The sequence below is a fragment of the Methanoculleus sp. UBA413 genome, from assembly GCF_002502935.1.
GTDB classification, from domain to species: Archaea; Halobacteriota; Methanomicrobia; order Methanomicrobiales; family Methanoculleaceae; genus Methanoculleus; species Methanoculleus bourgensis.
Genome location: NZ_DAQR01000134.1, coordinates 32,563 through 49,147, shown reverse-complemented (window position 1 = coordinate 49,147; position 16,585 = coordinate 32,563). Strand labels below are relative to the sequence as shown.

The following is a 16,585-nucleotide window of genomic DNA, read 5'->3' as shown; positions in this document are numbered from 1 at the left end:
CCGCGACCCTACTCAGATCCCTGCGCGTTCCTGCAGGCGCATGCGCTGATCATAGACGCGAATCGCCCGCAGGAGATCGATCCTCCGGAACGCCGGCCAGTACGGGGCGCAGAAGTAGACAGCAGACTCATGGCCGTTTGCGAGCCAGGGGAGGAAGTTGGACGTCCGACAGTCGTTGCCGGTGCGGATGATCAGGTCGACGGGGGGAATGGGCGCTCCCCGGTTGAGGTGGCTCTCGACGGTCATGGGGTTGATAATCTCGGGATCGATGAGCCCGGCTTTCACCTCGTCCAGGATCGACCGGGCGGCATGTACGATCTCGTTCCGGCCTCCGTAGGCAAGCGCGATATTGATGTAATAATCAGCGTAGTGCAGCGTTGCCTTCTCTGCCGCATCGATGGTCGCAAGAAGGTCGTCGGGGAGGAGTGACCGGTCCCCGATCATCTGCACCCGGATCTGGTTCTTATGCACCCGTTCGTCGGTCAGGATCGCGGCAAATTTCTCCTGAAAAAGCGCAAACAGCGATTTCAGTTCGCTCTTCTCTCTCCGGAAATTCTCAGTGGAGAAGGTGTAGAGCGTGATGTGCCGCACACCGAGTTCGCATGCCCAGTCGAGAACCTGCTCCGTGGTGTCCGCCCCGAGCCGGTGCCCGACCGCCGTATCAAGCCCCTGATCCCTGGCAAACCGGCGGTTCCCGTCCTGGATCACCGCAACGTGCCGGGGGATATGTTTCACCTGCCATAGGAGGTAGCGAGCGTAGAGGCGCTCAATCGCGGACCGGATCATCAGAGCGGCGTCACCTCCACCACCATCCCTCCGTTCGGGTAGCGCTCGACGACATACTTCCTGCCCGGCACCAGGGCGGCGTGGTCGGCGAGCACCCACCATGCCGTCTCGACCCTTCCTTCACAGATCTCATAGTCGTCCCCATCAAGACCGTCCAGGAACCCGTCGAGAGAGCCAGCCGGTTCGAGCACCCCGTAGACAACAGTCCCATCGTCGGTCACCTCTTCAAACGGACGGGCAGTATTGGCAGCGATCCGCTTTAACCGTTCCCGCAGCTGGACCGAGTCTTTGAAGACCGACGAACAGAAGTGCACCTTCGGGTCTGCAGGGAGTTCTTCCGCCCACTGGCGGGCACCCTTCACCGCATTATGCAGCCCGTCCTCTGGCTCGAGCCCGCGCTCGCGCATGGCGGCGGCACAGGTCTCTCCCCACTCCAGTTCGTTGATGTTTAAGAAGTCAAGGAGCGGCAGCGCGGCGGCGAGATCCCCGAGCCCGGGGAGCGACGGGACCTCGATGCCGATCGTAAAGCCCATCCGGCGGGCGAGGGCGGCGGAGCGGGCGTAGTCGGTCTCGAGGATCCGCGGCCAGGATTCGTGCGGCGGGTGCAGCCTTATCTCGTCGACCAACCCCTGCAGGCGTCCGAGCATGGGCTCGTTCGGCGCAAGGCCGGTGTAGAGGTGAATCTGGTGGTCGGGACCGAAGTGCTCCTTGAGGAGGGTGCAGTACTCCACCACCCGGTCGAGGACGAGCAGCGGTTCGCCGCCGGTGACCCCGGTGCCGAGAGCGCTCATGTTCTCAGCCTCCCTGATGATATCGGAGGGCGATGCGACCAATCGATCGTTTGCAAACACCACATCCAGGCCCTTTCTCTCGCGCGAGAGCGGGCAGTACCAGCAGGTGCGGTGACACCGTCCGGTCACGAAGAGGACCATTTTTGCTCCCTGGTGGCAGAGGACGCATCCAGGGCTCAGGTATTCCCCACCGGGGGCCACTCCCGAATCCTGTGGCATATGTTCTGTACCTATGGGAGGGCGGAGATGAAAAGGTTTGACAATCGGGAAGAGAGAACCCCGAAGGAACTCTCCTTCCTGACCATGAACGTTTCCCTCCTGGTTTTTCCGGCAGAACCGCGCATACCGATTAGAAACGGATAAATACAGCCCAAACAAAGAAAAAACATATTATTATGCCGCTCTTCCCACATGATGACGCCCTCTCAGAGGTCGTCGGTTTTGTGCTCCTCCTCGCCGTGATCGTTGTAGCACTCTCGCTGTACCAGGTCTACGGGGTCCCGGCGGCGGGGAGGGAAGCCGAGATTGCGCATATGAACCAGGTGAAGGACCGGTTTGTGGATTATAAGATCAGCCTGGATTCGCTGTGGGTGAACGGAAGGAATGGTGTTCTCCTCTCGGCGGCCTTTGACCTCGGGACGGGCGCGCCGGCGACGGGGGGCAGCGCTTTTGCGCTTCCCATCCTCTCGCCCGCTGGGTCGGGGGGGGCGGTCTCGGTGAAGGGGGGTGGGGCCAACCTGACAATTGAAGCAGAAGGGAGAGATCCGGTGACCATCCCCCTCGGCAGCCTCACTTACCGGTCCTCGAACAACTACTGGGTAGATCAGACCTGGACCTACCAGATGGGCGCGGTCTTCCTCTCCCAGGATGGGGGGACGACGGTGCGGGTCGGGCCTTCGATTGCGGTGGCGAAGAGGGAGGACGGTAACATCGCCCTCGCGGTCGCGCCGATCAGCCTCGAGGGCTCGGATACGATCGCGGGCTCGGGGCCGGTGCGGATCGAGACCAGGATGCGCTGGAGCGACCCCTCTTCCCTCGATGGAACCTATGACCGGGTGAGCCTGACTATCGTGGCCGAAGACCCGGTGACGGCCCGGGCCTGGGAGAGGGCTTTTCGGGAGGTCCGGCAGAGAGCGATGGATGAGAATGTCACCTGGCTGCCCACACCCGAGTTGTTGGACGGGAACAAGGCCCGGCTCACCATCCGGCCGGAGGCAGGCGACAAGAAGGTAATCCTCACCGTGTACCCGGCAAACTACACGGTGACAGTCCACAACGCGGCGTCCCTGATGGAGTGAATAGTATGACACGATACTCCAATGAAGAAGGAGTCTCTGAGATAATCGGGGTCATGCTCCTGGTCGGCGTGACCGTCCTCGCCGTTGCGGTCGTGGCAGTAGTCTTCCTCTCCGGCCCCCAGCCGGACGAGATCCCCCGCGCAACCATCGTCGCGGGAAGTAGTGAGAGCGGCGGCCTCGTCCTCGCTCACGAGGGGGGCGACCCCCTCAGGGCGGGGGAGTACCGGATCTACGTCGATACCGGGAGCGGGCTTATGGATAGGACCAGCGACTTTGCTGGAGCTGGAGAGGGCGTCTGGTCGATCGGGGGAGCACTCGTCTATAACGGCGCAGAGACGCCAGAGAGAGTGGTCGTGACCGCGATCTCGGGGGGCAGCGAGACGATCCTTGCAGAACCGGAGTTCGTGGGAAGTGGAGAGGGGGCGGCGGGGTTCTCCCCGGACCCGGTGGAACCGGGGGTGACGCCGGCTCCAACGCCTGATGGCAATGTGACCATCTCTCTTCCAGAAGGCGGAGCCATATTGAAGAAAGATGCAGAAATTACTGCGACGATCAGATCAAACCAGACGGCGTACGTCCATCTGATCCTCTATAACTATAATGAGACGAACCAAGAAACATCTGGTGAAAGAGTAGGAAAAGGTCTCGCTTTCAATATGACTCCTGCCGAGGTTGAAGGGCTCTATACCTTACATTTGCCCAATATTAGCGAGATAGGAAATGATAATGACACTATCGCAGTGACGGTCATCGCCTATAATGAAAATGACACTCCCATTGCATCGTTAACAAAGATGGGGATCCTGCATAAGGGCAACAAAGATGCCTGACGACACCGCCGCCTCCGACCTCATCGGCGTCATGGCCCTCATAGCCATCTTCGTGACAGCGGCGGCGATCGTCGGGGTGACGCTCATCTCCAACCCGCCTGACGATGCAGCGCCCGCGATGCTTGCCCACATGGAGAGAGAGGGGGAGACTATCTCCATCTACCACGACGGCGGCGACCCCCTCGAACGGGGGCACTTCAAGATCCTCGTCGACGGCGCCGACCGGACGGAGGACTTCAGTCTCGTCAGTGCATCCGGGAACCCATCCGCCGACTGGACGGCGTGGGAGACCGGGCAGGCCCTCGTCCTCAGCAAGGACGTGACAGTCTCTGAGAATCCCCATATCCAGATTGTCGGGGAGGGCGTGAGCCGCAGCGGCAGCGCATGGCTCCTCCACGAGATCGGGGATAGCACAGCCACACCAACAGGAACCGTAACAGCCACACCAACAGTGACTACGGAACCGACACAGGTACCCCTTGTCGCCGACTTCACCGCCGACCCCACATCCGGTTCGGCGCCCCTTACGGTGCAGTTCACCGATAACTCCGCGGGAGGGGCAGCCTCGTGGTCCTGGAACTTCAGCGACGGCGGCACGTCGACCGAACAAAACCCGGCGCACACGTATGCAAACGAAGGGATCTATACCGTCACGCTGACGGTCAGTAACGCCCACAAGAGCGATACGGTGACGAAGACGGGGTACATCATCGTTACGGAGAAACACGTCTCACGGCTGGAGGTGAATTCAGTCCGGCAGGTGCTCATATTCTTCTGGTGGTACGTCCCAGTCAACGACGTCAAGATCGATTATTCCGGAGACTTCTCGGGATCTGATACGACGCCGTTCGTACTCAGCAAGACGGACGCGAACGACTCGGGCTTCAACGTCACGCTGACCGCGCCGGCTAGCATAGGGATCTGGTTCCTGCCATGGCACTTCGAAGGCTGGCAGGTCGGCGATACGTGGCACGAAAGCCAGACTGTCAGTGTACCGGTTGCCGACGACGAAAGTCAGACAGCCACGGCGTACTATGCGATCCTATAACCCCGCTGCCAGGAAGGGGCTCCCTTCCGGCAGAGAAGTTTCGGGATTAACTCCTGGTTATGACGGCGACCGCAACCCCGCCCGACCGGGAAGACCAAAACCTCATAAACGGCACCAATCCCATGGACCCGCGTAATGAACCTTGAGTACATCACCGTAGTACTCGAACACGCCCGCTGCAAGATCATCGAGGATGCCGAACCGTACGATGGGGAAGTCCCGGACCACCCCGGGGCCTCTCGCAACCGGGAGCACACTCGAAGAGTGCAGGAGAGACCTTACCGGCGCCATCGACGCATGGCTGACCATACCGCTCCGGCGCGGCCTCACGATTGCCCCCCGGTCGTGCCGTGGCAGTGACCGCAAGCACGCAGGATTGCCCGGCATGACCGTCCGCGGAAGAGAGGCCGGGACGCCGGTTAGACCCCTACAACACCACCGGACTCTCCTCAGTCTCGACCTGCGCCTCGCGCCCGCCGGGATCCCCATCAGCCCGCCCCGACTTCCAGATCCGCCCCTCATCCACGAGATCCGTGTAGTCATCGAACCAGTAAGCCTCCGGGTTACCCCTGTAGACCATAAACCGCCCGATGTCATCCGGATCTGTCGCCTGGTTGTACTTGAAGTAGGTGTACTCATCAGTCATCCCTACCACCTCGATCTTCCCGGTGGCATGGGACATAACAAACCTTGCCTGCTTGGAGAGCCCCGAACAGGTCGCCCGCGCCCGCTCGAATATCCGGTATGACTCCTCCACCGGCACCGCAAACGGCCGGTTCCCGGTCGTGGGCCGGCACTGGAAGACATAGTAGGGATTGACCCCGATGAACGAGAGCCGGCCAAGAAGCCTCGATAACACCACCGGGTCATCGTTGATACCCCTGATCAGGGGTGTCTGGTTCATGATAACTGCCCCGGCATCCTGCAGGAGCGCCACCGCCCGGCACGCAACCTCGGTCAGCTCCCGCGGATGGTTGAACTGCGCCATGATGTAGATACTCTTCTCGCCAAGGCTGTACTCCCTGATCGCATCCAGCAGGCCGGGATCATTAATGATCCGGTAAGGATCGTATGCTAGCATCTTCGTCCCGATCCTGATGATCCTGACATGCTCAATCTCCCGCAGGCGGGCGAGGATCTCCCGCAGGCGGGCGGTATCAAGGACCAGGGGATCGCCCCCGGTGAGCAGGACATTCGTGATCTCAGGGTGAGCCCTGATGTAGGCAAGCCCCCCCGAGATATCCTTATTCACCTCGCGGGTGTCGTCGATGAAGAGGCGTTTGCGGAAACAGTATCGGCAGAACCCACCGCAGTGATCGCTCACCAGCAGCAGAGCCGTCTCCCGGTACTTATGCTGCAACCCCGGCGCCCGGGTATACAGGTGCTCCGACGATGGGTCCAGGCGCCCCCAGGGCTCAAGCTCCTCCGGGGTCGGTATGATCAGCCGCCTGATAGGATCCATCGGGTCGTCCCAGTCAATCAACGAGAGATAATAGTCATTCGACCGGAACGCAAAGAGATCGGTCACCCGCGCGAGGCGGGCACGCTCCTCCGGACTGATCCCGGAAACCTTATCGAGTGATGATATATACGTCGGATTCATGGTATTTTCTCCACGTTGACACTCCCCGTTACGTGGTACGGTCAGAAGCAGTCGGGAACAGGCCGCACGAGAGCAATCAATCAAAGATAGGTTGATCTGTCAACACACGGGATTCATGAGGGTTTCCGCGCTCTCATACAGGAAACCATTGCCCGACATGCGCCTATGAGTGTCGGGTTATATTCTATGCAAAAAAAGGTCGTGAGAATATATAAGTTTTATTACAAGAAACCGCAAAAAACAGGAGAAAACCCCATTTCCCGGAGTCGGCGAAAAGGGTCTTACTTCTTCTTCCGGGCCATGGAGAGGATATCCACCACGTATCTCCCCTCCTTCTCCAGCCCGAGAACGACCTCATCAGACCTGGCCAGTTTCTCGATATTCAGTTCATACGAACCAGGAGCAAGGATACGGATGCTCTCAATCCGCTCAAAGACCTCGATCTCCTCTCTCTTTCGCCCATCACGGACCTCGAGCACATCCTCCCCGGTATCCCGGGCGATCTCGTCGATCGATTTTTCTTTCAGCACATCATCGTGCCGCTCAGCCTCACGGATGTAGAGAAACTTCTTCCCGGCGCAACTCGGGCACCCTTTCAGTATCGTCGTCGACCCGTCTTCGAACTCCCTGCCGCATTGCGTACACTTGTGAGGCATCAATTATCACCCAAAATTCAATTCACCTGGAGGAAACCCATGCACTGATGAGATCCTTCTCTTTCTTGATGGTCTTGAGCTGGTTGGCCGGCCCGATCACGGTCAGCCGTGTCTCAGAGCGCTTTCCGCCGAAAAGTCTTGCCAGAAGACCGTCCGGGGCATCCCTGACAGGATACGTCTCCATCTCGATACCCGAAAACCCGTCAGGCGTGATCTCCCGCATCGTAATCTCGATGAGCTTGCTCTGCTCATCAGGCGCAAGACCCTTCTCCAGGACGACAATGTTCCCTTCCATGACATCGTCGAGGATCAGACGGATCTTCTCCATCGCAGTGAGCCGGTCAAGGCGCTCTGCCGAAATAAGGTCTATCTGTACACCCTGTATCATCTCCATCACCCGAAATAAGACGTCATCTGCTCATACAGCTCATCCACGTTGTTCCCCTCCAGGCCCGATATGGCAACCACAGGGTGCTGGGGAAACGCACTCTTGATCCGCGCCGGCGAAGCATCAGGAAGATCGTTTTTGTTGGCAACGATCAGGATCGGGAGTTTCCTGCTCTCGATGATCCCCACCATCATGATGTTCACCTGCTGGAACGGGTCCTGCGTGGAATCAAGCATGTAGATAACGCCGTCGATATCCTCACGGAGCCAGTGCATCGCCTCGGCCACCCCTTCGGTCGCCTCCCGTGCCCGTTTGACCGCCTCCTCCTTCTCAAAACCGTATTCGATGAACTCGTTATAGTCGATCTTGGTCGTCACGCCCGGCGTATCGACGATATCGAAGGTGATCGAGTGGCCGTTCTGGCCTGTGATAGTGATATCCTGCTTGCGCCGCACCCGGCGTGTCTCGTGCGGCACCTCACTGACCGGCCCAACCGCATCACCGGTCCAATCCCGCACAATCCTGTTTGCGAGCGTCGTCTTGCCCGCATTGGGCGGCCCATAGATCCCGATCCGGCAGGTCCGCTTCCTGAAGAACGTCTTAAGGAGCTGCGAGATCTTCTGTTTTGTACGAACTAAGAACTCCATCTTTCTGGCACCCTCTGATAGACCATTTTCTTCTATACTCAGTTTAGGTATGGAACCCTTAAATAAATATAATTATATGTTCCGTCCGGCGGATTATCCATTTTTTGGGGACAAACGACAATCCGGGGACGTGAGAATTCTTTTATACTGTCAAAACCTAGATACACTTGGACCAGGATGAACGGCTCTTATAACGACCGGATTAGGAGAATCCCATGATGAACAATAACGATACCATCCACTTCGAGACACGCGTTCCAGTCAGGGAGGTCATGCGGAGCCATCCAACGACCATCGATGTGGGGGAGACAGTCGCCCGTGCGGCACAGACAATGTGCCGCGATGAGGTCGGTAGTTGTATTGTGTTACAGAATAACCTGCCCATCGGGATCGTCACAGAGGAGGACATCAACTGTAAAGTCGTGGCAAAAGACTTAAAACCGAGCAGTATTCATGTCAGCGAGATCATGAGCACCCCGCTGATCACGATCGGTGCCGACAAACTGGTCGGCGATGCATCAGCGATGATGGTGAAGAACCGCGTCCGCAGGCTTCCTGTTGTTGAGAACCAGCGGGTCATCGGGATCGTGACGGTCCGGGATATCCTCACTGTCGCGGCTGAGTTGAACGAACTGCTGGCCGACCTCATCGAGATCAACCGCGAGGAGGAGTACGCCATGGGCGTCTGCGACCGGTGCGGAAACATGTCCGATAACCTCTCGCGGGTCGACAACCTTATGCTCTGCCCCGTCTGCCGGGAGGAGGAGCAGCTGTTATGAAAGTGGCCTCAAACCTGATGGTGAAGATTCCCGTCCTGCGCTACGACGACCACGTCACGAAAGCACGCAGCGTCCTCCGGGACGACGTCTTCCGTGAACTCTACGTCGTGGATGAAAAAAACCGCCTGATGGGCTATCTCGATATATCCGACGTCCTCAGAGTGGTGGATACCAAATCGAACGTCACTATCAAGGGTTTTGTCAGGGAGGCCGCCCAGGTAGCCCGGGATACCCCCCTCACAGAGGTCGCTCGTGCCATAATGGATGCCTATACCAATAGCGCTGCAGTCGTCGACGAAGACGGTGTGCTCCAGGGAGGAGTGCTCTTCTCCGAACTCTTCCCGGTCCTGATATCACGCCGCAACATCCCCGGCAGGGTCGGGGACGTCATGACGCAGGAGCCTGTCACCTGTGCGCCAGAGGAACCCATACACAAGATCTATAGCCTGATTGTCTCCAGCGGCTTTATCGCGTTCCCGGTGGTGCAGAAGGACGAGGTCATCGGCATCATCTCCCGCCGCGATCTTCTGCGCGCAGGAAACGTCCGCATATCGGTGAAGAACCAGGCAGACACCACCGTGGACCGGGTGATGACGACGCCCGTCATCAGCGTGACGCCCGATGACCAGGTAGCCACGGCGGCAAGACTGATGGTCGACCACGATATCAGCATCCTCCCGGTTATCGATGAGAGGAAGAGGATCGTCGGTGTCATCGACCGTCATGATGTCTCAAGCTGCCTAATCCCATGAGAGCATTTCGAATACCAATCCCAGAGGAGTGATACCATGCAACCGAACCCAAACCATTCAGAGAAAAAACCGGCTGACAGGCTCCTGAAGATGCCGGGCAAACTCAACCGCGGACCTGTCGACTTCAAGACGCGGATCGCCGGTTACGAAGGCGAGATCATGGCGATCGCTACCAGAAACGTCATCACGGCACAGCAGACCACCACGATCATCCAGGCGGTCGAGATTATGACCCGAGAGGGGTTTCGCCGGCTGCCGGTCGTTGATGCCGGAACCCACCGCCTCAGGGGGATCGTGACCGTCAGCGACATCATCAACTTCATGGGCGGCGGCGACAAGTTCAACCTCGTGCAGGTGAAGCATAAGGGCAACTTCCTCGCTGCTATCAACGAGGGGCTGCGCGAGATCATGACGCCGCAACCGGTGACCATGCCCGTCACCGGAAGCATCGACGATGCGGTCAATGTCATCATTAACCGAAACATTGGTGGAATCCCCATCGTCGACGCCGAAGAGAACCTGAGGGGCATCGTGACCGAGCGCGATGTGATGAAGGTGCTCACCACCGAGAACTCAGGCCGCACCGTGGAGGATATCATGAAGTCGTCGGTACGTGTCACCAGCCCCGATACCCCGATCGGCAAGGTCTGCGAAGAGATGGTGAAGTGCAGGTTCAGGCGTCTCCCGGTTGTCGTGGACGATGTCCTTTGCGGCATCGTTACCGCAACCGATATCATGAATTATCTCGGCAAGGGCAAGGTGTTTGAGCAGCTGACGACCGGAGACTCGGCCGAGGTGATGGGGGCGCCGGTGCGGTCGCTCCTCTCCGGTGAACTCCATACCACCACCCCGGATCGGAACATCCACGACATCGCCGTCGAGATGATCCAGAGGCGTATCGGGGCGTTCCCCGTCATAGAGGATTCGCACCTTGTCGGACTCGTAACTGAATATGATCTTGTGAAGGCATTTGCAGAGGAGTGAGGAGATCGTATGCGTGCTGTTGATGTGATGTCTTCTCCAGTGTATGTCATTGCACCGACCGATAATGTCGCCTATGCGCGAAACCTGATGCTCAGGCACCGTGTCTCAAGGCTCCCCGTCATGGAAGGAAATGAACTCCGGGGGATCCTCACCAAGAAGGACATCGCCTACCGGCTCAGGCAGACGGAACCGCTGTGGCGGCGGCGCCCTATCGACCGGATCCCGGTCAGCATCCTGATGACAGAAAACCCCATCACCGTGATGCCGGGGACCAGCATCCATGACATTGCAGCCACGATGCTCGACCGCGACATATCAGGACTGCCTGTGGTCGAGGACGGCAAGATGGTTGGTATCGTCACCAAACTGGACGTCATGCGTTCAGCCCATGTCCGCGGCCTCCCTGCCCGGGTCGATGAGATCATGGAGGAGGCGATCACGGTCAGCCGCTACCACTCGCTGGACCATGTCATCAACACGATAAAAGGAAAAAACGATAAACTTATCGTCGTTAACGATAATGGTAGCCTTGCCGGCATCATTACGGAGAGTAACCTTGCATTTTACGAGTACCTGGATGAGCGGATGAACCTGCCCAGGAAGGACGTTACTCACCTCAGGAAAGAGGAGCCGGCAGGGCAGAAACGTTTCAGGTACGTCGTCGAGGTATCGGCAGTTGCAGAGGACATCATGAGCCGCCCGGTCATCACTGTCCCCCCCGACGCATCCCTGCAGGATGCGGTCGGGCTGATGCTCGAAAACCAGATCAACAGCCTCGTGGTCGTGGAGGACGGGGATATCCGCGGTCTGCTCAAGAGAGATGATATCATCAAGGTAGTGGCGAAATGAGCGACAAATTTCAGGTACTGGTCAGGGACGTGATGGCGAAACCCATCGCCATCGCAAAGTCTGCTTTTGTCAGCGAAGCTCTTGAGAAGATGCTCGATGAGGGTGTCGACCCGCTCATCGTGACCAACAACGGCGCGGTCATCGGCACGACGTCCCGTGCGGCGATCGCCGAGGCGCTCGGGAGCAGAAAGACCCAGGCGATGAAAGCCACATCCATCCATGTTGCAAACACGGTCGAGGAGAACTTCACCTCCGCATACCCGGACCAGAACATCGATATTCTGGTGCCGCTGCTCCAGCACTACAAGTTGATTGTGGTGTTTGATTCCGATCACCGCCTCATCGGGCAGGTGACGGCCGGCGATCTCTTGCGAGTGCTCCGGCCGCCGGGCGGTCTCCTGGACGTCATGGAACCGGCATACACCATCCAGGTCGAGGAGCGGGCTGTCCACCTCCGGCGGAGGATGCTGGACGGCGATATCGACCGGTTCATCGTCGAGGAGGGCGATACTGTCCTTGGTATCGTCACGGAGACTGATGTCGCAAAGGCGCTGTATGCGTTTAAGGATATCGTGGAGGGGACCCGCCAGGAGTTCCGGATCAGGAACCTCCTCGTGCGTGACATCATGAGCACGCCCCTGATCACCGTGGATGCAGACACAGACGTCTCGGATGTCATCGACCTGATGCTCAAGAAGAACATAAGTTCCGTCCCGGTCATGCAGAACGGCAGGATCGCGGGCATCGTTACCAGAAACTCACTCATCCAGGCCCTCTGAGAGGGCTGGAGACCACCTCTTTTTCGGGCGGGTGCTCCGGTTATTTTGTCCGGCACCCGGGGGCTTTCCGCATAGCCTGCTCGTTCCAGCAATCGCGCCTCCAGTGCTCTATCAAGACCCGCCTCCCGCCCGCAGCCACCTCCGGCGCGGAGCCCCTCGCCCAACCTGATATAAGATAGTGCCGGGGCCTCCACCTGTCCCGCCTTTCCGTCCCGGCACCAATCATTAAGGCTCCGCAACCAGAAACAGATACCAGGATATTTCCATGAAACCAACGCAGCCAGTCAAACCGAACAAGGATGTAACGGCGCTCCTTGAGTCCATGAGCAGGACCGGCTTCCAGGGGAGAAAACTCGGGGAGTCCCTCGGCGTCTGGACCAGGATGGTCAGGGATCCGGACTGCACGATATTCATGGGCCTGTCGGGCGCGATGATCCCGGCAGGTATGCAGAACGTGCTCATCGAACTCGTCAGGCACCGCTACATCGATGTCCTCGTCTCAACGGGTGCAAACATCTTCCATGACACCTGCGAGCACCTCGGCGTGCGGCACTACATCGGCCACCACCATGCCGACGACACGGCGCTCTTCGAAGAGGGGATCGACCGCATCTACGACGTCTTTGCGTATGAAGAGGAGTTCCGCAGCGTTGATGCAGAGATCGCCCGGTTTGCCGACGAAGTCGCACCGTTCCGCGGTTCCTCGCGGGAGTTCATCCGGCGCCTCGGGAACTGGCTCCGTGAGCGGAGGCCCGAAGGACGCTCGCTCATCGCCACCTGCGCCGAATACGACGTCCCGATCTTCATCCCCGCTCTCGGTGACTCCTCCATCGGCATCGGCCTTGTCATGGCACGCCGGCGCGGGGTCGATGTCGATATCGACCAGCTCGCCGATACCGATGAGATCACGCGCATGGTCGAGGAGTCGCAGAAGACCGGCGTCATCTACGTCGGCGGGGGCGTACCAAAGAACTTCATCCAGCAGACCCAGGTCATCGCCTCAATCCACGAGCAGCATCTCGGCGGGCACGCCTACGCCATCCAGTACACCACCGACGCCCCCCACTGGGGCGGGCTCTCGGGTTGCACGTTTGAGGAGGCGATCAGCTGGGGCAAGGAGGCGCCGGAGTCCCCACGTGTCCAGTGCTTCTGCGATGCCACGATTGCGCTGCCTATCGTCGCGTCGGCACTCATCGGGAGCGGCGTCGAGCGGGCTACCCGCAACGATGGCCCGATGCGGGTGTAAGGCTGATCGTCACCTCACACATGAGAAGACCACGAAGGGAAGTTGCTATAGCCGTCTACGGTGCTTCGCGCTCTCCCGCGTCTTTAGCGTGATGCTCTGGTGCCTCCCTGCACCAGCTCCCTCACGCGAAGCCTTGACGGGGACTATCTACACCCATTACCAAACTTCGCGTCCTTCGCGACTTCGCGTGAGTTAGGTGGGTGGGATAACGATACAGCCTCACGTGAAGAGCGCGAAGCCTTGACGGGAGGTGCAGGGGTGGCAATCACACGCTCTTCGCGGGATCAGGAGATACCCTGGTGCACTACCCCCGACACCACAACTCTTATTAAGACAACACACTAAAATTAGTAAGCACAAGTCATAGAATACTGTGTCTGGAGCAGCACCCCTGGTGTTGCGAGTATCGAGAGATGCGAAATTCTATGTTGAGGTAGCCAAGCCTGGTATGGCGCAGGTTTGCTAAACCTGTGTCCCCCTGGGACTCGAGGGTTCAAATCCCTCCCTCAGCGCTTTCACCGACAACGTCGATGATGAGGCAATCACATGGATGAAGAAGAGATAAAATACTTTGTTCGGATCAGAAATACTGATCTCGACGGCACGAAGGCTGTGCACATCGCACTGACCGGCATCAAGGGTATTGGTCCGCACACGTCACGCACCATCACCGCCCTTGCCGATGTGGACCCTCGCGCCGTGCTCGGCAAGCTGGACGATGGATCGGTCGAACGACTCGCAAACGCCGTCGATACCTACACCGAACAGGTGCCGGACTGGATGATAAACCGTCCAAAGGACGTCTATACCGGAGAGGGCCGTCACCTCCTCGGGACCGACCTCAGCATGACCAACGACGATGACGTCAACCGTATGCGCAAGATGCGCAGTTACCGCGGCATCAGGCACGAGACCGGACAGAAGGTCCGCGGGCAGCGCACCAAAGCCTCCGGAAGAACGGGCACGACTGTCGGCGTCAGCAGGAAGAAAGAGTAAAGGGGTGATTGAATGGGATATCCCGGAAAGAACTACAAGCAGTACGCGACGCCCAAGCGGCGGTTTGAGAAGACAAGGCTCGAGGACGAAAAGCGACTCATCATCGATTACGGGCTCCGGAATAAACGCGAAGTCTGGAAGGCCCAGAGCGTCCTGCGAAAATACCGGACAGCCGCCCGTGAACTGGTGGCGCTGCGGTCGGCAGGGATCAACCTGGAGGAGTATGAGAAGAAGCGGGAGCAGCTCATCAACCACCTTTTCCGCTACGGCCTCGTCGGTGAAGACGCTAATCTCGGCGACATCCTCGCCCTGAAGGTTGAGCAGCAGCTCGACCGCCGCCTCCAGACGCTGGTCCACCGGAAGGGGCTCGCACGTTCCCCGAAGCAGGCTCGCCAGTTCATCACCCACGGACACATCGCGATCTCGGGTCGCCGGGTGACCGTGCCGAGTTACCGGGTCGAGAGAATCGAAGAGCCCGAGATCACCTACTACGGTCCCTCTCCGTTCACGAACGACGTTCACCCCGAGAGAACCAGGATCTCCCGTGCAGGAGTGAGGTAATACCATGGCAGAAGAAAAATGGGGCATCGCACACATCTTTGCCTCCTTTAACAATACCATCATCACCATCACCGACCTCTCAGGAGCCGAGACGGTGACCAAGAGCAGCGGCGGCATGGTCGTGAAACAGGACCGCAACGAGAGTTCACCCTACGCAGCCATGCAGATGGCAACCCAGGTCGCACAGAACGCGCGCGACAAGGGGATCACCGGCGTCCACGTAAAGGTACGCGCACCCGGACGGGGGAAACAGCGAAGCCCCGGTCCAGGAGCCCAGGCAGCGATCCGCGCCCTTGCTCGTGCAGGGATGAGGATCGGCCGCATTGAGGACGTCACCCCGGTGCCCCATGACAGCATCCGCGGCAAGGGCGGCCGGAGAGGAAGGAGAGTGTAATGGAAATTGCGTTTTCTCGACTGGATGAGAAAGTCGCTAAGTTCACCATAAGCGGCGTTTCCACATCGTTCGCTAATATGCTACGGCGTGCGATGATGAGTGAAGTGCCGACGCTCGCCATCGAGGACGTCCGGATCTACGATAACACAAGCGTTCTCTTTGATGAGATGCTGGCACACCGGCTGGGGCTCATACCCCTGCGGACCGATCTGGACCGCTACGTGACCCGCGCAGAGTGCACCTGTGAAGGCGCAGGCTGCCCGGTCTGTACCGCCACCTACACGCTCTCCGCCGAGGGGCCGAAGACGGTCTACTCAAGTGACCTGATACCCCAGGATCCCGATGCCGCACCGGCTGAGGAGGAGATCCCCATCATCGACCTTGACAAAGATCAGAAGGTCGTGCTTGAGGCATACGCCGTCATCGGCACCGGAAAAGAGCATGCCAAGTGGCAGGCGACGACCGCCTGCGGCTACAAGAACTACCCGGTGATCACCGTCGACGAGAAGTGCGACGGATGTGGCATGTGTGTCGACGAGTGTCCGCGTGACGTGCTTGAGGCCGGACAGGGGAAAGTCCGGGTTATCGGAGGGAGACAGGAGTTCTGTTCCCTCTGCAGGCTCTGCGAGCGGGCATGCCTTGCCGGCGGTATCGGCACTGAGGCGGCCATCCATATCAGTGCTGATGAGACGAAGTACATCTTTGTGGTGGAAAGCGATGGATCGATGCCCGTCCGGGAGAGCATCGAGAGAGCGCTCGAGTATATCCAGAAAACATCAGATGACCTGGTAGACGTGATAAACGAGATTACGGGAGAGGGGACTGAATGAAGAAGACAACCGAGAATAAAACAAACCCCCGGCTGGCTGCCCTCATCGTGACGCTGAGAGATGCGTCACGTGTACATGAGGCGAATATCTGGCGCGAGATCGCAAAGAGGCTGGATGCGCCCCGGAAGAACTACGCCGAGGTGAACCTCAGCAAGATCGACCGGTACGCAAACGAAGGCGAGACGATCCTGGTGCCGGGCAAGGTGCTCGGCAGCGGCGCACTCAACCTGCCGGTGAAGGTCGCCGCGCTCGATTTCTCCGAGGCCGCGGTGAGCAAGATCACCGGTGCCAACGGGACGTGCATGACCATCGAGGACCTCGTTCGGGATAACCCGAAGGGGAGCAGGGTACGGATCCTCAGGTGAGAC

Annotated in this window: 20 protein-coding genes, 1 tRNA gene and 1 pseudogene; 16 read left to right on the top strand and 6 right to left on the bottom strand. The window is 58.9% G+C overall.

What is annotated here, in order from left to right; all coding sequences use genetic code 11:
* Positions 1 to 12: 12 nt before the first annotated feature.
* Both uppS and BP858_RS11705 read right to left on the bottom strand, forming a co-directional pair.
* Positions 13 to 786, bottom strand: a complete 774-nt coding sequence (gene uppS / locus BP858_RS11710) for a polyprenyl diphosphate synthase (protein WP_062262144.1) — start codon at positions 784 to 786, stop codon at positions 13 to 15.
* Positions 786 to 1,718, bottom strand: a complete 933-nt coding sequence (locus BP858_RS11705; protein ID WP_250317329.1) for a radical SAM protein — start codon at positions 1,716 to 1,718, stop codon at positions 786 to 788. The genes uppS and BP858_RS11705 overlap by 1 nt, the downstream gene beginning before the upstream one ends.
* Positions 1,719 to 1,972: 254 nt before the next feature.
* On the opposite strand from BP858_RS11705, the gene BP858_RS11700 reads away from it, so the two are divergent.
* The 4 genes and pseudogenes from BP858_RS11700 to BP858_RS12295 form a co-directional block, all read left to right on the top strand.
* Positions 1,973 to 2,875 (top strand): DUF7289 family protein, encoded by a 903-nt coding sequence (locus BP858_RS11700; RefSeq protein ID WP_214166886.1) that lies wholly within the window; start codon positions 1,973 to 1,975, stop codon positions 2,873 to 2,875.
* A gap of 5 nt (positions 2,876 to 2,880) precedes the next feature.
* Complete coding sequence (locus BP858_RS11695) at positions 2,881 to 3,705, top strand: type IV pilin (RefSeq protein WP_286879548.1); 825 nt, start codon at positions 2,881 to 2,883, stop codon at positions 3,703 to 3,705.
* Entirely contained in the window at positions 3,698 to 4,753 is a 1,056-nt protein-coding gene (locus BP858_RS11690) for a PKD domain-containing protein (RefSeq protein WP_286879547.1), read from the top strand. Before BP858_RS11695 ends, BP858_RS11690 begins: the two co-directional genes overlap by 8 nt.
* A gap of 193 nt (positions 4,754 to 4,946) precedes the next feature.
* Positions 4,947 to 5,030, top strand: a pseudogene (locus BP858_RS12295) (hypothetical protein); the annotation flags it as partial.
* A 150-nt stretch (positions 5,031 to 5,180) separates the two neighbouring features.
* On the opposite strand, the gene BP858_RS11685 reads toward BP858_RS12295, so the two are convergent.
* The 4 genes from BP858_RS11685 to BP858_RS11670 all read right to left on the bottom strand — a co-directional run bounded on the left by BP858_RS11685 (position 5,181) and on the right by BP858_RS11670 (position 8,047).
* On the bottom strand, positions 5,181 to 6,356 hold the full coding sequence (locus BP858_RS11685) for a KamA family radical SAM protein (protein ID WP_074175102.1): 1,176 nt from the start codon (positions 6,354 to 6,356) through the stop codon (positions 5,181 to 5,183).
* A 281-nt stretch (positions 6,357 to 6,637) separates the two neighbouring features.
* The gene (locus BP858_RS11680; RefSeq protein WP_062262108.1) at positions 6,638 to 7,012 is read right to left on the bottom strand and encodes a Zn-ribbon domain-containing protein; all 375 of its coding nucleotides are present in this window, start codon (positions 7,010 to 7,012) and stop codon (positions 6,638 to 6,640) included.
* Between the two features lie 22 nt (positions 7,013 to 7,034).
* Positions 7,035 to 7,400: a DUF2073 domain-containing protein gene (locus BP858_RS11675; protein ID WP_062266398.1), complete on the bottom strand. Its 366-nt coding sequence runs from the start codon at positions 7,398 to 7,400 to the stop codon at positions 7,035 to 7,037.
* Between the two features lie 5 nt (positions 7,401 to 7,405).
* Positions 7,406 to 8,047: an Era-like GTP-binding protein gene (locus BP858_RS11670; protein WP_062262105.1), complete on the bottom strand. Its 642-nt coding sequence runs from the start codon at positions 8,045 to 8,047 to the stop codon at positions 7,406 to 7,408.
* Positions 8,048 to 8,262: 215 nt separating this feature from the next.
* Here BP858_RS11670 and BP858_RS11665 point away from each other — a divergent pair, with 215 nt between their 5' ends.
* The 12 genes from BP858_RS11665 (at position 8,263) to BP858_RS11610 (ending at position 16,582) form a co-directional block, all read left to right on the top strand.
* On the top strand, positions 8,263 to 8,826 hold the full coding sequence (locus tag BP858_RS11665; RefSeq protein ID WP_062262102.1) for a cyclic nucleotide-binding/CBS domain-containing protein: 564 nt from the start codon (positions 8,263 to 8,265) through the stop codon (positions 8,824 to 8,826).
* Complete coding sequence (locus tag BP858_RS11660; protein ID WP_062262099.1) at positions 8,823 to 9,578, top strand: CBS domain-containing protein; 756 nt, start codon at positions 8,823 to 8,825, stop codon at positions 9,576 to 9,578. The genes BP858_RS11665 and BP858_RS11660 overlap by 4 nt, the downstream gene beginning before the upstream one ends.
* A 36-nt stretch (positions 9,579 to 9,614) precedes the next feature.
* On the top strand, positions 9,615 to 10,562 hold the full coding sequence (locus BP858_RS11655) for a CBS domain-containing protein (RefSeq protein WP_062262096.1): 948 nt from the start codon (positions 9,615 to 9,617) through the stop codon (positions 10,560 to 10,562).
* Between the two features lie 9 nt (positions 10,563 to 10,571).
* Positions 10,572 to 11,411, top strand: coding sequence for a CBS domain-containing protein (locus BP858_RS11650; protein ID WP_062262094.1), 840 nt, complete (start codon positions 10,572 to 10,574; stop codon positions 11,409 to 11,411).
* Complete coding sequence (locus BP858_RS11645) at positions 11,408 to 12,190, top strand: HPP family protein (RefSeq protein WP_062262091.1); 783 nt, start codon at positions 11,408 to 11,410, stop codon at positions 12,188 to 12,190. Before BP858_RS11650 ends, BP858_RS11645 begins: the two co-directional genes overlap by 4 nt.
* Before the next feature lie 265 nt (positions 12,191 to 12,455).
* Positions 12,456 to 13,436, top strand: coding sequence for a deoxyhypusine synthase (locus BP858_RS11640; RefSeq protein WP_074175100.1), 981 nt, complete (start codon positions 12,456 to 12,458; stop codon positions 13,434 to 13,436).
* 427 nt (positions 13,437 to 13,863) lie between these two features.
* A tRNA-Ser gene (locus BP858_RS11635) sits at positions 13,864 to 13,948 on the top strand.
* Positions 13,949 to 13,982: 34 nt separating this feature from the next.
* Positions 13,983 to 14,432, top strand: coding sequence for a 30S ribosomal protein S13 (locus tag BP858_RS11630; protein ID WP_062262085.1), 450 nt, complete (start codon positions 13,983 to 13,985; stop codon positions 14,430 to 14,432).
* Between the two features lie 12 nt (positions 14,433 to 14,444).
* On the top strand, positions 14,445 to 14,993 hold the full coding sequence (locus tag BP858_RS11625) for a 30S ribosomal protein S4 (RefSeq protein WP_062262080.1): 549 nt from the start codon (positions 14,445 to 14,447) through the stop codon (positions 14,991 to 14,993).
* 4 nt (positions 14,994 to 14,997) lie between these two features.
* Positions 14,998 to 15,387 (top strand): 30S ribosomal protein S11, encoded by a 390-nt coding sequence (locus BP858_RS11620; protein ID WP_062262076.1) that lies wholly within the window; start codon positions 14,998 to 15,000, stop codon positions 15,385 to 15,387.
* Entirely contained in the window at positions 15,387 to 16,217 is an 831-nt protein-coding gene (locus BP858_RS11615; RefSeq protein WP_286879545.1) for a DNA-directed RNA polymerase subunit D, read from the top strand. Before BP858_RS11620 ends, BP858_RS11615 begins: the two co-directional genes overlap by 1 nt.
* Positions 16,214 to 16,582, top strand: a complete 369-nt coding sequence (locus tag BP858_RS11610) for a 50S ribosomal protein L18e (RefSeq protein ID WP_014866482.1) — start codon at positions 16,214 to 16,216, stop codon at positions 16,580 to 16,582. Before BP858_RS11615 ends, BP858_RS11610 begins: the two co-directional genes overlap by 4 nt.
* Positions 16,583 to 16,585: the final 3 nt, after the last annotated feature.